The sequence below is a fragment of the Mesorhizobium mediterraneum genome, assembly GCF_002284565.1.
GTDB classification, from domain to species: Bacteria; Pseudomonadota; Alphaproteobacteria; order Rhizobiales; family Rhizobiaceae; genus Mesorhizobium; species Mesorhizobium mediterraneum.
Genome location: NZ_NPKI01000011.1, coordinates 325948 through 341073, shown reverse-complemented (window position 1 = coordinate 341073; position 15126 = coordinate 325948). Strand labels below are relative to the sequence as shown.

The 15126-nt window shown below is 62.4% G+C and carries 16 protein-coding genes; 10 read left to right on the top strand and 6 right to left on the bottom strand.

The annotated features are described in order from the left end of the window. The first annotated feature begins 72 nt into the window (after positions 1 to 72). The 3 genes from CIT25_RS06760 to CIT25_RS06750 are packed head-to-tail and all read left to right on the top strand — an operon-like array spanning position 73 to position 2546. Positions 73 to 717 (top strand): cysteine hydrolase family protein, encoded by a 645-nt coding sequence (locus CIT25_RS06760; protein WP_095484006.1) that lies wholly within the window; start codon positions 73 to 75, stop codon positions 715 to 717. Positions 718 to 765: 48 nt separating this feature from the next. Beyond that, on the top strand, positions 766 to 1317 hold the full coding sequence (locus tag CIT25_RS06755; protein WP_095483766.1) for a MarR family winged helix-turn-helix transcriptional regulator: 552 nt from the start codon (positions 766 to 768) through the stop codon (positions 1315 to 1317). A 41-nt stretch (positions 1318 to 1358) separates the two neighbouring features. Next, positions 1359 to 2546: an amidohydrolase family protein gene (locus CIT25_RS06750; RefSeq protein ID WP_095484005.1), complete on the top strand. Its 1188-nt coding sequence runs from the start codon at positions 1359 to 1361 to the stop codon at positions 2544 to 2546. Positions 2547 to 2552: 6 nt separating this feature from the next. Here the strand turns inward: CIT25_RS06750 and CIT25_RS06745 are convergent, their stop codons facing one another. Beyond that, a complete protein-coding gene (locus CIT25_RS06745; RefSeq protein ID WP_095483765.1) occupies positions 2553 to 3137 on the bottom strand; it encodes an amino acid synthesis family protein in 585 nt (194 codons plus the stop codon). Continuing rightward, a complete protein-coding gene (locus tag CIT25_RS06740; RefSeq protein WP_095483764.1) occupies positions 3134 to 3718 on the bottom strand; it encodes an amino acid synthesis family protein in 585 nt (194 codons plus the stop codon). Before CIT25_RS06740 ends, CIT25_RS06745 begins: the two co-directional genes overlap by 4 nt. A gap of 255 nt (positions 3719 to 3973) precedes the next feature. On the opposite strand from CIT25_RS06740, the gene CIT25_RS06735 reads away from it, so the two are divergent. The 7 genes from CIT25_RS06735 (at position 3974) to CIT25_RS38420 (ending at position 10982) form a co-directional block, all read left to right on the top strand. Next, positions 3974 to 4978 (top strand): BMP family lipoprotein, encoded by a 1005-nt coding sequence (locus tag CIT25_RS06735; protein WP_095483763.1) that lies wholly within the window; start codon positions 3974 to 3976, stop codon positions 4976 to 4978. A gap of 177 nt (positions 4979 to 5155) precedes the next feature. Further along, the gene (locus CIT25_RS06730) at positions 5156 to 6682 is read left to right on the top strand and encodes an ABC transporter ATP-binding protein (protein ID WP_167391038.1); all 1527 of its coding nucleotides are present in this window, start codon (positions 5156 to 5158) and stop codon (positions 6680 to 6682) included. A 16-nt stretch (positions 6683 to 6698) separates the two neighbouring features. Beyond that, positions 6699 to 7739 (top strand): ABC transporter permease, encoded by a 1041-nt coding sequence (locus tag CIT25_RS06725; RefSeq protein WP_095483761.1) that lies wholly within the window; start codon positions 6699 to 6701, stop codon positions 7737 to 7739. Next, positions 7727 to 8713, top strand: a complete 987-nt coding sequence (locus CIT25_RS06720) for an ABC transporter permease (protein WP_095483760.1) — start codon at positions 7727 to 7729, stop codon at positions 8711 to 8713. Before CIT25_RS06725 ends, CIT25_RS06720 begins: the two co-directional genes overlap by 13 nt. Before the next feature lie 11 nt (positions 8714 to 8724). Further along, positions 8725 to 9738: a nucleoside hydrolase gene (locus CIT25_RS06715; protein WP_095484004.1), complete on the top strand. Its 1014-nt coding sequence runs from the start codon at positions 8725 to 8727 to the stop codon at positions 9736 to 9738. 11 nt (positions 9739 to 9749) lie between these two features. Beyond that, positions 9750 to 10682: a nucleoside hydrolase gene (locus CIT25_RS06710; protein WP_095484003.1), complete on the top strand. Its 933-nt coding sequence runs from the start codon at positions 9750 to 9752 to the stop codon at positions 10680 to 10682. A 168-nt stretch (positions 10683 to 10850) separates the two neighbouring features. Then, positions 10851 to 10982, top strand: a complete 132-nt coding sequence (locus CIT25_RS38420) for a hypothetical protein (protein WP_425351733.1) — start codon at positions 10851 to 10853, stop codon at positions 10980 to 10982. A gap of 99 nt (positions 10983 to 11081) precedes the next feature. Here the strand turns inward: CIT25_RS38420 and CIT25_RS06700 are convergent, their stop codons facing one another. From CIT25_RS06700 to CIT25_RS06685, 4 genes are all read right to left on the bottom strand, one after another. Then, positions 11082 to 12167, bottom strand: coding sequence for an ABC transporter ATP-binding protein (locus CIT25_RS06700; protein ID WP_095483759.1), 1086 nt, complete (start codon positions 12165 to 12167; stop codon positions 11082 to 11084). 12 nt (positions 12168 to 12179) lie between these two features. Beyond that, positions 12180 to 12968 (bottom strand): ABC transporter permease, encoded by a 789-nt coding sequence (locus CIT25_RS06695; RefSeq protein WP_095483758.1) that lies wholly within the window; start codon positions 12966 to 12968, stop codon positions 12180 to 12182. 3 nt (positions 12969 to 12971) lie between these two features. After that, positions 12972 to 13850, bottom strand: coding sequence for an ABC transporter permease (locus CIT25_RS06690; RefSeq protein ID WP_095484002.1), 879 nt, complete (start codon positions 13848 to 13850; stop codon positions 12972 to 12974). Between the two features lie 82 nt (positions 13851 to 13932). Beyond that, complete coding sequence (locus tag CIT25_RS06685) at positions 13933 to 15087, bottom strand: ABC transporter substrate-binding protein (protein WP_095483757.1); 1155 nt, start codon at positions 15085 to 15087, stop codon at positions 13933 to 13935. Positions 15088 to 15126: the final 39 nt, after the last annotated feature.

Here is a 15126-nt window from a genome sequence, read left to right as displayed (position 1 = left end):
CCGAACGGGATTGACTTGGCATCCGCGACGGTTTTTTGTATGAGCATCAACGATCGACCAAAGGAGCTCGCCATGCCCGTGGACAGTTTTTCCTCACATCGGCACGATGACGCGATGCGCCTCGATCCGCAACGCGCGGCGGTTATCGTCATCGACATGGTCAATGAATTTTGCAAGCCCGGCGGGGCGATGGTGCTGCCGGGATATGAGACGCTGGTTGCGCCGCAATTGGCCATCATCGAAGCGGCGCGCGCCGACGGTGTGCCGGTTATCTGGGTGCACGACACCCATAGGGCCGGCATGCGCCGCGAGCGCGAATGGGTGAAGCGCACGCCGCATTGTCTCGAGGGTAGCTGGGGACCGGAGATCATCGAGGACCTTGGCGCCCGCGACGATGAAATCCATCTGATAAAGCGGCGCTACTCGGCGTTTTTTCAAACCGACCTCGACCTGACGCTCAAAGACATGCAGGTCGATCAACTGGTCATCTTCGGCGTGGTCACAAATATCTGCGTGCGCTCGACCGTCCATGACGCCTTTTTTCAGGGTTATGAAGTGGTAGTGCCAAGCGATTGCTGCGCGGCGACGGGACCACGCGAGCAGGAAAGCTCGCTCTACGACATAGCGACGCATTTCGGCGTGGTCAGCGATTCGGCAAGCGTCGTCGCGGCCCTTCGCGACGGAACGTCGCTTCAACCGGCTGAAGTCGCGGCTTGAGCTTTTTCGAGCCTGCGGCATCCGAGACAGCGGCAAGAGGAGCCCGGCGTGACGACTGATATCGAATCGCAACCCGAAAGTGCGGCACCCAAAGGGCCGGGCGACAGTGCCAAGCCGCTGAGCCGCGAACAGGTGCTGCAGCGATACGCCAAGACCGGCTACGAACTGGACCGCCATCCGGCGCACGTGATCCGCCGGGCACATCAGCGCGCGACGCTGCGCTTCCAACAGGTCATGGCCGGCGAAGATCTTTCGCCAACGCAATTCGCCGCCCTCGCCACCATTCTCAAGCAAGGCGAGGTCTCGCAGAATCATCTGGGACGGCTGACCGCGATGGACCCGTCGACCATCAGCATCGTCGTTCGCAAACTTCTCAAGAACGGGCTGATCACCCGCAGCGCGTCCGATACCGACCAACGCCTGTCGATGATCGCGCTGACCGACAAGGGAACCAGATACACGCTCGACCGGCTCGAACGCAGCGTCGAGGTCGGGCGGAGATTTCTGTCGCCGCTTTCGCCCACGGAACAGGCGACGCTGCTTCGCCTGCTCAATCGCATCAATGACGACGACCCATCGAATGGCGATAGCGGGAAGTAACTCGCGTTCCAAAATTCATGGAAATAGCAAACGAGGTGCCGATGTCGCCCGACCCGAAACCCAACACGCTTGTCGTGCGCAACATCGGCCTGATGCTTTCCGGCGATCTCGCCCAACCGATCCTCGACGCCGACACGATCGTCGCGGTCGACGGCAAGATCACCGCCATCGGCAAAGCCGGCGCCCTTGATACCAGTGCTGCCGGCACCGTGATCGATGCAATGGGCTGCGCGGTCGCGCCGGGCCTCATCGACAATCACGTCCATCCGGTAGCCGGCGACTGGACGCCGCGGCAGAACCAGATCGGCTGGATGGATTCGACCGTGCATGGCGGGGTCACCACCATCGTCTCGGCGGGGGAGGTCCACACGCCGGGCCGTCCGCGCGACCTGGTCGGATTGAAGGCGCTTGCCATCGCGGCGCAGCGGACCTTTTCCAACTTCCGCCCGAGTGGGATGAAGATACTGGCCGGTGCGCCGATTCTGGAGCCCGGCCTGGTCGAGGAGGACTTCCGCTACCTCGCCGAAGCCGGCGTCACGCTTGTCGGCGAGGTCGGCCTAGGCGGCGTCAAGGACGGGCCGACCGGACGGCAGATGGTCGCCTGGGCGCGCGAATACGGCATGACCTCAATGACCCACACCGGTGGCCCGTCCCTGCCCGGCTCCGGCCGCATCGGTGCGGATGTCGTGCTGGAGGTCGACGCCGACATTGTCGCCCATGTCAATGGCGGGCCGACGGCACTGCCCGAAGCGGAAATCCGGCAGATCTGCGAGAAGGGCTCGCGGGCGCTCGAGATCGTCCATAACGGCAATCTGCGCACCGGACTGTTCGTGCTCGATCTTGCTAGGCAGCGCGGCGAACTTTCGCGCATCGTGCTTGGCACCGACAGCCCGGCCGGGTCCGGCGTGCAGCCGCTCGGCATACTGCGGATCCTCACCATGCTGGCTTCGCTGGGCGGTGTCGCGCCGGAAGTGGCATTCTGCTTTGCCAGCGGCAACACGGCGCGCGTGCGCAAGCTGCATGATCGTGGCATGATCGAAGTCGGCCGCGCCGCCGACCTGATCTTCATGGACCAGGCGATCGGCGGCGCCGGCGACGGGCTGCTCGACAGCGTGGCGCAGGGCAACCTTCCGGGGATCGGAATGGTCGTCATCGACGGCCTGGTGCAGACCCGTCGAAGCCGCAACACCCCGCCGGCAATGCGGGTGCCTGAAGTCATTCAGGGATAGCGACGTTTAGCTGACGCCATCCTTGCCGACGATCTTGTCCTTGGTCAGCCCGCCAACGCGTGGATGGGGCCGGCCGGAATCGGTCACGGCGATGGCGATGACGATCTCGTCGGCGCGCGGTGCGTCAGGAACTCGGACCTCCATGCCATCGAAATGGCTGCGCACCCGCGCCGCATCCTTGTGGCCGAGCGGGATGTCCAGCGGCACGCCGAGGCCGCCACGCTTCTTCGACGAGGGAATGAGCGCCGCACCCTTGCCAAGCACATCGCGGAACGGGGCGCCGAGCTTGGGGTGAAGGATGGCGGCGGCGTGCTCGAGTTCGCCGTCGGCGCCGACGGCGGCTGCCTTGCCGAAGCTTTCGACTTTATTGCCGGGAAAGCCAAGTGCTGCGACCGCGCGCTTCGGCAAAATGTCGCCCAATTCCTCACCAATGTCGCTCAACGCTGACAGGTCTTCGACGTAAGTGCCTGCGTACGGGTTGCGGATCACGGCAATGGCCGCCGCGCGGCGGGTCGGCGGATCGACGGGACGGCCGCCCTCGATCAGGGTTTCCTCGATGATGGTGATGATCCGGCGGATTTCTACGCTCATCTCAATCCGTCCTCGCCTTTGATATCCGCGGCGGCAAGGCCGCCCACCCGCGCGTGAACGCGCGCGCCTGTCGTCATCGCCAGGATGACCGCCATCTCGTCTGCGCGCGGCGCGTCAGTGACGCCGACCTCGATCGCGTCGAAATGACTGCGCACGTAAGAAGCGTTTATGTGCGTGATCGGAATGTCGATCCGCGTTCCGGGGCCGCCGACCTTCTTGGTCGACGGCACGATTGCCCTAGCGTTTCCGAGCAGCTCGCGCATCGCGTAACCGCCTGGATTGTGCCAGAGCGCGCCGTGTTCGAGCTCGCCGGCAGCACCGACGATGGCGCCCTTGCCATAGCCTTCGATCGCCGAGACGCCCTCGCCGATGGCATCGATCAGGCGTCGCGCCATATCGAGACCGAGCGGCTTCAGATCGTCCATGAAGCCGGTGATTTCCTGGACATAGCGCCCGGCAAAGGGGTTGGCGATGACGGCGACGATCGCGCCGCGTTTGGGCGGACGTGCCGCAAGTGGGCCGCCCTCGTGGAATATCTCCTCGACCTGAACCAGAAATTTCCTGACCACCACAGCCGGCATTGTCCGCTCTCTTTCTTCCCGTCGTTCACACAAACTCGTTAGAGTATCAACAATTATCCCCAGCCGATATTTGTCAAGCTTCGACACGCAAGAAGCGAGAAATGGCACAACGAAACTGCCTCGCAGGACGATTGACAGCCTGCGGGGCCGCTCATAAACTCATATGACCATCAACGAAAATAGCCGCCGTCTCGGCGATAGCGCGGATGGTTAAGGCGTGGCTTCAAAAGCTGAAAAAAGCTGAAGGGGAATGACATGAAAAGGGCGCTCAAAAATCTATGTCTGGCCGGCACGATGCTTGCCGTGTCGTTCGGATCTGCCGCGGCACAGGACAAAGTGTCCGTGGCCGCCATCTCGGGATACTTTGCACAGGGCTTCGGTGTTTCCATCGTCAACGGCCTCAACAAGGCCAAGGACGAATTCGGCATCGACCTGAAGCTGGTCGACACCGGCAATCGCGCGCTCGACTACGAGGAGCAGTTCGAGAACCTTGCCAAGGCCAAGCAGTACGACCTGATCTTTGTGATGGGCTGGGAACTGGTGGACTCGCTGCAGAAGGTCAGCAAAGCCTATCCCGACCAGCGCTTCGTGTTCATCGACGGCGTACTCGACAATCCCAACATGATCTATGCCAATTTCGCGGAGGAGCAGGGATCCTTCGTCGCCGGCGCGCTCGCCGGCATGATCGAGGCCAAGGGCAGCGAATTCCCTAAGATCGGCGACGGCATGGCGATCGGCTTCGTCGGCGGCCGTGATATCCCCGTGATCCGCAACTTCCTCGGCGGCTACGAGCAAGGCGCGAAATATGCCGCGCCCGACGTGAAGGTGAACTCCGTCTTCGCCGGAACCTTCGATGACCCGGCCAAGGGCAGCGAGCTTGCCCAGGCGCTTTACGGCCAGGGCGCCGACATCGTCTACAACGTCGCCGGCCCGACGGGCGAAGGCGTGATGCAGGCAAGTGCTGCGGTCGACAAATACTCGATCGGCGTCGACATCGACATGTGCGGTACGGCCCCCGGAAATGTGCTCGCAAGCATGCTGAAGCGCGGCGACATCGCCGTCTACACGCTGATCAAGGACGAAGTCGAGGGCCGTAAGGTGGCCGCCGGCACCCGCACCTTCGACCTCGCTTCGGGCGGCGTCGAGGTCAAGGTCTGCGATGATATCGCCCCGACGATCCCGGCCGATGTGACGGCAAAGCTGGACGAGATCAAGAAGGCCATTCTCGATGGCAAGATCGAGATCGCCAAGGCGAAGTAAGACAACAACCGCGCATCCTCCCAGGAAAGCGCTACGCTGATCCGCTACGGCTTGCGGCGACGGATCAGCGTCCAATTTGCGAGAAGCAAGGTGTCGAACGCGTCGGGGTCTTCGACCCCCCACAATGCCGGCAACAATGCGGCCGGCGCCAATGTCGCTGGCCCCGATGTCGCTGGGATGGCTGTCGCGCTGACGGGCATCACCAAGCGTTTCGGCGCATTCATCGCCAATGACGGCATCGACCTTGCCGTGCGCCGGGGCGAAATCCACGCCATCATCGGCGAGAACGGCGCCGGCAAGACGACATTGATGAACATCCTGTTCGGTCTCCTGCAACCCGACGAGGGCTCGATCCGGCTGAACGACGAGGAGACGGTGGTCGCCGACCCCGCCGTCGCCATCAAGGCCGGTCTCGGCATGGTGCATCAGCATTTCAAGCTGGTTCCCTCGCTCTCGGTCGCCGACAATGTTTTTCTCGGCATGGAGATCCGCCGCCATGGGCTGATCGATCACGCCGCGCAGATTGCGCGCACGCGCGAACTGTCGGAGCGTTTCGGGCTGCGGGTCGATCCGACCGAGCGCGTCGGACTGCTCTCGGTCGGCATAGAGCAACGCATCGAGATCCTGAAGGTGCTGGTGCGCGGCGCGCGCACCATCATTCTCGACGAGCCGACCGCGGTGCTGACGCCGCAGGAGAGCCGTGAACTGTTCCAGACGCTGCGCAGCTTCGTGGCGGATGGCATGACGGTGATCTTCATCTCGCACCATTTGGAAGAGGTGATGGAGGTCTCGGACACCGTGACGGTGCTGCGCAACGGCAGGAGGGTGGCGACGCGCCCAACCGTTGAGCTCAGCAAGGACGAACTGGTGCGCATGATGGTCGGCCGCGAGGTCAGCTTCGATCGCCGTCCGCGCGAACCGCAGCACGGCGATGTGATCCTCGAAGTCGAGCAACTGTGGGCGCGCGACGACCGCCGGTTGCCGGCGCTGCGCGACGTTAACTTCACCATCCGCTCCGGCGAGGTGGTGGGAATCGCCGGCGTTGCCGGCAATGGCCAGACGGAACTGGCAGAGGTGCTTTCGGGCCTGCGGCCGGCAAGCCATGGCGTAGCCCGGCTGAAGGGCCGGAACCTCGCCACCTTCTCCCCCGCCGAAATCCGCGAGGCCGGCTTGGCGCATGTTCCCGGCGATCGGATGGTGCGCGGGGTCGACCGCAATGCATCGATTGCGGCAAACATGCTGATGGGACGCCAGCATCGTGCGCCATGGAGCCGCGGCGGCGTGCTCAACTGGAACGCCATCGGCCAAAACGCTTCCAAGTTGATCAAGGATTTCGATATTCGCGCGCAAGGATCGGGCGATGCCGTCAAGCGGCTTTCGGGCGGCAATATCCAGAAGGTCGTGCTGGCGCGCGAGTTCACCAACGGCGCCGACTTCCTGCTGATCGATCAGCCGACGCGCGGCGTCGACATCGGCGCGCAGGAAGCCATTCATGACGAGATCATGCGCCAGCGCGCTGCCGGCCGCGCAATCCTGCTGATTTCCGTGCAACTCGACGAACTTGCCGCCCTTGCCGATCGCATCCTGGTGATGTTCAACGGACGGATCATGGGCGAGGTCGCCGGCGACGATGCCGATGAAGACCGCATCGGCATGATGATGGCAGGCGTGGCCGTGCCGGAATTCGCCGCGGAGCCTGCATGATGCCGGAGTCTCCAAGATGAACGATCGTTTGCGTGCCGTGTCCGGTCAGATCATCGCCGTCGCCGTGGCGCTGCTCATGGGCGCGATCATCATCCTAATGGTCGGTGAAAGCCCGGTACGTGTCTTCATGACGCTGTTGCGCGGCGCCTTCGGTGATCAGGCAAAGATTGCCGGAACCTTGCTGCAGACGACACCGATCCTGATCTGCGGCGTCGCTGCTTGCGTCGGCCTGCGCGGCGGCATGTTCAACGTCGGCATCGAGGGCCAGCTTTTCCTCGGCGGCTTTGCTGCCGCCTGGGTCGGCTTCGCCTTTCCCCTGCCCGCGGGCATTCACATGCTGGCAGCGCTGGCACTCGCGATTGTGGCGGGTGCCGCGTGGGTTGCGATCCCGGCCTATTTCCGCGCCCGCTACAACACCAACGAAGTCGTCTCGACGATCCTGTCGAACTACGTTGCGGTGCTGCTGACCTCTTATTTCACGATCTTTCTGTTCAAGCGACCAGGTGGCTGGTCGGAGACGCCGCCGATCCTGCCGACGGCCTATCTGCCGGGGATCTTCGACTTTTCCCGGTTGAACGGGGGCCTGGTCATCGGTCTGGTGCTGGCGATCGGCGCGGCACTTGTCTTTCGCTACACCAGCTGGGGCTATGGCGTGACGATGGTCGGTTCGGCGCCGAAATTCGCCGAATATGGCGGCGTCAACGTGAAACGACAGGGCTTTTTGGTTCTGCTCCTTTCAGGGGCCGTTGGCGGACTGGCCGGTGGCGTCGAGACGCTCGGCGTCCATCACCGGTTCATGGAAGGCTTCGCTCCCGGTTTCGGCTTCGACGGGCTGATTGCTGCCCTGCTCGCCAATGGCTCGCCGGTCGCCACCATCTTCACCGCGCTGTTCTTCGGCGCGCTGCGCAACGGGTCGCTGCTGCTCGAGGTCGATACCGGCGCGTCGCGCGAGATCATCACCGTGATCCAGGCGCTGATCATCCTCAGCGTGTCGGCGCAGGTTCTGGTCAGGCGGCGCGGCGACAGCCAGGCAGGGGAGCGGCGATGGAAATTCTAGACAAGCTCGTCAATGTCGCGCTGATCGCAGCAACGCTTCGCACCACGGCTCCCATTCTTCTGGTCGCACTCGGCGGCTCATTCACCACCAAGGCCGGCATCTTCAACATCGGCCTCGAAGGCCAGATGCTGGCAGGCGCCTTCTTCGCCGTCCTCGGCTCGATCTGGACAGGTTCCGCGCTGCTGGGCGTCGCCTGCGGTGTTGCGGCGGCGCTCGCCTTTGCCCTGGTTTTTGCCGTTCTGGTGGTGAGCTTCCGAGCCAATGAAGTGGTCGTCGGGCTGGCGCTCAACATTCTCGCCGGCGGCATGACGATTTCGCTGATGAAGGCGATCTTCGGCACGCGAGGCTCCATCGTCGGCCAAGGCATCGTCGGCCTGCCGAAAGTCCAGCTGCCCGGCGCCCGCGACCTTCTCGGCTCATGGGCATCGCTGATCTCCGGCTTCACGCCGATGGTCTATGTCGCGTTCATCGCGGTGCCGCTGCTGGTCCTGTTCTATAACCGCACCCGGCTCGGGCTTTATATCCGCGTCGTGGGCGAGAAGCCCGAAGCCGCCGAGGCGCTCGGCATCTCGATCACGCGCGTCCGTTACACCGCGTCGCTGCTTTGCGGATTACTGGCGGGGCTGGCCGGCGCGCATCTGTCGCTCGGCTACATAACTATGTTTACGGAGAACATGTCATCGGGCCGTGGTTTCATGGCCGTGGCAATCCTGATCTTCTCCAACGGCGATCCGCTCAAGGTACTGGCCGGCTGCCTGCTGTTCGGCTTCGCCGATGCCTTCTCGCTGCGCCTGCAGACATTCGGCTATCCGTCCTATCTGGTCCTCACAGTTCCTTATGTCGTCGCGCTCACGGCGCTGTTCGCCCTCTCGTACCGGGCGCGCCCAAGGATCATCATGGAGACGCTGGCTTCAATGCAAAAACTGCTGTCGGTGGACAAGAATCCCGGGCCTGACGGCAAACATCCCTCATGAAGGAACTTTCCATGGAACGCATAATCCTCGACGTGGATTCTGCCGGCGACGATATTCTCGCCGTGCTGTTTGCCGCGGCGAACCCAAACCTCCGGCTCGAAGGCGTGACCACCGTGACGGGTGCGGCCGGCCCGATCGAGCAGGTCACCAATGTCGTCCTCAACACGCTCCGGCTTGCCGGGCGCGACGACATCCCGGTTCATGCCGGTGCATGGCGGCCGATCGTCGGCAACGCCAAGGCCGATATGGAAGCGCCGGTCCATTTCGAAAAGCGGCTCGTGGCGCGGTTCGGCGACCGCCTGAAGAAATTCAATCCACCGGCGCCGAAGCCGTCGCGCCAGGCAAATCCGGGACACGCTGTCGACTTCATCATCGAAACGGTGATGGCCAATCCCGGCGAGATCACGCTGGTGACGACCGGCCCGCTGACCAACGCGGCGATGGCGCTGCTGCAGGAACCCCGGCTGACGGAGGTGCTCAAGCGCCTGCTGGTGCTCGGCGGCAACTTCCAGACGCCCGGCAACATCACGCCGCTGTCGGAATACAACATCTGGGCCGACCCGGAGGCCTCGCGCATCGTGCTGAACGCCGATGTCGACAAGATCCTCGTACCGCTCGACATCTGCGAGGACAACCGCGTCGCCGCCTCGATGCTGACGCGCGACGACCTCGCGGACATGCAGGCCGGCGCCAAGGACAATCCCGTTCTCGAGATGATCGCCAACAGCTTTCCGATCTATATCGACATCTGGCGCGAATTCTTCGATCTGGTCGGCTTCCCGATGGACGACGTGATCACTGTGGCGCTGGCTTTCGATCCGGGCCTTGCCACGATGACCGAGCCGCTGTTCGTTGACGTCGTGCTGGACGGGCGTATAGCGCGCGGACAGACCGTCGCCTATCGCGGCAGGCAATTGCTGCCCGGCGGCGGACCGAAGACCACGCGCATCTGCACCGACCTCGACGGCCGGCGCTTCCTCAACATGTTCAAACAGACCGTCGCGCAGTACGAGCGGCCGGCGTGAGGAACGATACGATGACCACTGCAACTCCCATCCTGTTCGATTGCGATCCTGGTCACGACGACGCCATTGCGCTGGTCATGGCGCATCGCTCGCCGGCCATCAAACTGCTCGGCGTCACCACGACCTGCGGCAACGCCGAGGTCGAGAAGACGACGGCCAATACGCTGCGCATCCTCGAATTCATCGGCGCCGGCGACGTTCCGGTGGCGCAGGGCTGCCACCGTCCGCTGGCGCGGCCCTTGGTGCTTGGCACCGCCGACGGGCCAAGCGGCCTGGAAGGCTCCCCCTACCTGCCGCAGGCAACGATCAAGCCGGTCAAGCAGCACGCGGTCGATTTCCTCGCGGACACATTGCGCGCCTCGCCCGAGCCGATTCTGGTGGTCGCCACCGGCCCGCTGACCAATATCGGCCTGCTGATCCTGAAGCATCGCGACGTGCTGCCCAAAATTAGGGAATTGATCTGGATGGGCGGCGTGTTCTATCGCAGGAGCGAGATCATCACGCCGACCGAGTTCAATGCCTTCTGCGACCCGGAAGCGCTGAAGATCGTCCTGGACAGTAGTGTGCCGATCCTGATGGTCGGCCTCGATGTCACCATGCAGGTGCTGATCGAGGCGCCACAATATGCCGAGCTCGCAACCATCGACACGCCGCTCGGCCGGCTCGTCAACGACTGGCTGCTGTTCTACGAGAAGCTGCATCGCAACTCGATGGGCGTCGGTGGGGCGATGCACGATCCTCTGGTGCTGGCGCTGGCCATCGACCCGACGCTGGTGCGCACGCGTCCCGCCCATATCGGCGTCAATCTGTCGGGCAGCTACGCATTCGGTGCGACCGTTGCCGATTTCTGGGGCGAGCGTGGCGAACAGGACAATGCCCGCATCGCGCATGAAGTCGATGCAGACCGCTTCTTCAAATTGATGTTCGATCTGCTGCGGGATTAGACTGGGTCTTTCGGTCCTAGCCTCCTGCGGATATACATCTCGCCGGACGTACATCTATGGGAGAGCGTGATGCGGGTCTCGAAGTAGGGCGACAGTCTCGCCATCCGTCTTCCCGCCGTTGTCGTCGAGGCGCTCGAACTCAGGGAAGGCGATGAGATTGAAATCCATGTGACCGATGCCGGACGGCTTGGCGTCGCGCGCAAAGCTGCGCCCGAGGAATTGCTGAAACGGCTTCGCGCCTTCCGCGGTCGCCTTCCCGCCGACTTCAAGTTCGACCGGGACGAGGCGAATGCCCGGTAGAACGAGCCGCGGAATGTTTATCAGCCGGTCAGTTAGGTCTTAGCGGCACATATCCTGTGCAGGTTTGCTTTTCCCGAAGATCTGACCGACAGCCGGCAATCAGGCTTCCGGAAGCATGACGACGTTTTCGGAGTCCCAGAAAATTTCTGCCTTCTCACCTGGTTTCGGCAAGCTGGTGCGGGTGCTCCGCTGAACTTGAATCCGAACGCGAATGCCGTTAGCCAGGCAGATGGTATAGAACGATCTGCTGCCGATGAAGATGACATCCTCGACCTGCCCGGTCGCCGATTGCGTGGTGTCATTGTCTCTGGCGAAGCGGAAAGATTCCGGTCGGATTGAGACGATCACCTTGCCGCGCAATTCGCCGGCGGGAACGACAGAACTGTGAAAGCGGAGCCCCGATGCGGTGACGGCAGTCATGCCGGAAGCATCGTCGCTTGCCATCGTCGCCTCGAACAGATTGGTCTCGCCGAGGAACTTGGCGGCGAACAGCGACCTTGGCGCTGCGTACATGATTTCGGGCCGGTCGATCTGAACGATGCGGCCTTTCTCCATGAGAACGACACGGTCGGAGAGGATCATCGCCTCATCCTGATCGTGCGTGACGTAGACGAAGGTGGCGCCGGTCTCGGCGTGAATGCGCTTCATCTCGACCAGCATGTGCTGGCGGATCTTCAGATCGAGGGCGGCAAGCGGCTCATCGAGCAGCAGGACTTTCGGACCATTGACGAGCGCGCGGGCGAGCGCCACGCGCTGGCTCTGGCCGCCGCTCAACTCGTTGATATAGCGGTTGGCGAAGCTGTCGAGCTGAACGATATGCAGCATGCGCTGGACCCGCTCACGGATTTCGGCCTTGGGCGTGCCCTTGACCTTCAGGCCGAAGGCGACGTTCTCGAAGACGTCGAGATGCGGAAAAAGTGCATAGCGCTGGAAGACCATGTTCACAGGCCGCCGCTCGGGCGGCTGGTCGGCACAATCCTTGCCATCGATCTTGACGGTGCCGGCGGTCGCTGCCTCGAAGCCGGCTATGAGCCGCATCAGGGTTGTCTTGCCGCAGCCGCTGGGGCCAAGCAAGGTTACGATCTCGCCCTGTTCAATGGACAGGTCTATGTCGCTCAGCGCCTGAAACGAGCCGAACATTTTTTGGGCAGCGGCTATCTCGATCACGGGCGGGCGGATTGTCATGCTTGTCGATCCTTATGAAACGGTGCGGCCTGCGACGGCAGACCTTCTGCGCAGATGGCCGATGAGCCAGGCAATGAAGAGGATGGCGACCGAGAACAGGAGAGCGAGCGTCGAGATGGCGTTGATGAGCGGGGTGACGGTGCGGCGCATCATCGACCAGATATACATGGGCAAGGTCGTCTCGGTGCCGGCGACGAAGGAGGTCACGACGAACTCGTCGAACGATACTGCAAACGCCAGGATGGCCGAGGCGATCAAGGTCGGTGCGATCAGTGGCAGCGTCACCCTGCCGAAAGTCTGGATCTGGCTGGCGCCGAGATCGCGCGAGGCTTCCTCCAGGGATGGATCGAACAGCGCGAGCCGGGCGCGCATCGCCACGATCAGGATCGGCAGGGCCAGCACCACGTGCGAGATGACGATAGTGACCGTCGAGAGCTGGACGCGGGCCTGGGCGAACAGCACCAGAAGCGAGACGCCGACGAAGAGGCCTGGAAGTGCGATCGGCGTCAGGCATAGCACCTCCAGCAGGGTGCGACCTCCCCGCCCCAGGCGAAGCCAGGCGAGCGAGGCGGCCGCCCCAAGGACAAGCGTGATCACCGCGGTGAAACCGGCGACGGTGAGGCTCTTGACCAGTGCCGAGCCTAGCTGGGCGTTGCCAAGCACATCGGCGTACCAGCGCAGACTGAAGCCGGCAAAGGGAAAGGACAGCGAAGGGCTCGCATGGAAAGAAAAGAGAACAATAATCACCAGCGGCATCAACAAGAACGCCAGGATCGACCAGACGACAATTCTGAGGATCACTGGCTACGCTCCCGCTTTCTTTGCAGGCCGGCGCTTCACGATCAGACCTGTTGCACGCCCAAGCCCCATCACGGCGAAATAGATGGCGGTCGACACCAGAAACATCAGGAAGGCCTGAGCGGCACCGAGGGGCCAGTTTCCGGTCTTGCGGAACTGATCGGCGATCAGCAGCCCCGTCGTCTGACCCGACGAGCCACCCAGCATCTGCGGCGTGACATAATCGCCCGCGACCATGACGAAGGTCAGCATGAAGGCGCCGACCAGCCCGTTGGCTGCGTTGGGTGCGATGACGCGAAAGAAGGCGCCAAGCGGCGAAGCGCCAAGGTCGCGCGCGGCGTCGACAAGGTCCTTCTTGATCTCGCTGAGCGACGACACCACCAGCAGGATGCAGAATGGCAGGTAGATGTGGATCAGCGTGATCGCGACCGCAAACCGGCTGAACAGGAATACCCCCACCGGCGAGTCGACGATGCCGGCCTGGAGCAGGATGGTATTGAGGACGCCGCTAGTGCCAAGTAAGGTGCGCCAGGCATAGATGCGCACCAAATAGCTGGAGAACCAGGTGATCAGGATAAGATAGAGGATGACCTGCGAGCGGCTGACATAGACGAGGTAATAGCCGACCGGGATCGCAAGCACCAACGTGATCGATGCCGTGACAAGCCCGATCAGGATGGCGTTGATCGTCACCGTCCAGAACAGTGGCGACATCAGCGAATTAAGATAGTTCGAAAACACGAAGTCCGGCACGATCTTATACGAGGCCGCCGTCCAGAAACTGTAGACGAACAGGATCAGGCTCGGCACGACGAAAAACACGACCATGTACAGAACAGCGGGTGCCGCCAGCAGGCTGCCCATGCTAGAGCGCGGTGCCTTCATGAACATTCTCACGGACAAAATGTGCTATCGGCAATGACGCTGATAGCCAACTCTCAATTCAGCCGACTCAAACACGGGAAGTCTACATCCCCGCCTTGAATTCCTGCCACGCCGCGACCCAATCGTCATAGGTGGCATGGGTGTCGGATGCCCGTGGTGGAATGCCGGGCAGGCCGGCTGCGAACATCGTCTCAATGGCGTCATAATCGATGCGGCTGCGCGACTTCTCATCGAGCAATGCCACCGCCTTCTTCGAAACCGGCGCCTGAACCACGGCCATGGCGACCTTGGCCTGCACCGCGGGATCGAGCGACTGGTTGATGAAGGCGTGAGCGGCCTCGATATTGTCCGCCGAAACCGGAATGAACCAGGCGTCCACCCACAGGATCGGACCTTCCTTCGGAATGGCCATCTCGATCTTCATGTTCTGCTGGTCGGTCTGCGTGATGATCGAGGGATCGGCGCAAAGGGCTGCTACGACCTCGCCGGAAACCATAAGGTTTACAAGTTCGCCCTGATTGAGGGCGATGACGCGGGCCTGAGCACGGTATTTGGAGAATTCCGCGAAAGTCTTGCCGAGCTCGTCTTTGGTCAGCAGCGGATATTTGTCACCGAAGCCGGCAACGCGCGCAGCCACGGGCCAGGAGCTTACCGTGTCGTCCATGATGGCGATTTTGCCCTTGAGCGAAGGATCGAGCAGGTCGACGTAGGATGTCGGCTTGGCCAGCTTGTCGGCATTGAACAGGATCGTGTTGAACCCCCAGATATAGGGCGATCCCCAATATTGCCCGTCGGCGAACCATGTCGGCTGGTCGTAGAACTGGCCGAAGAGGTTGTCGGCATTGTAGTTCGGCACTTTCGACATATCGATCGGATTTACGATCTTCATTTCCCGGATGTAGAGATCGGCATAGGCCTGATTGTATTCGGCCAGATCGATGGGCGGCGGATTGCCGGCCACAAATTTTGCCTGCACGTCATCCTGGTTGGCGATCGACGTGGCCTCGACCGTCACGCCGTTTGCCTTGCGCCAGTCCGAAAGCTCGTTGGTCAGGTCATAGCCTTCCCAGGCCATGACCTGGAGTTCGCCACCCGCAGCGGCCTGCGCAGGCAGCGTGGACAACCTCAACAGGAATGCCCCGCCTCCCAAGCCGGCCATTCCGGTGAGAACGGCTCTCCTGCTGACTGCTGACGTGAACAAGCCCGAATTGACCTCGTCTCCTGCTTTGCGTGTCATTGCGGATTCCCCTTTTTCTGATGGCAATTTACGACAACC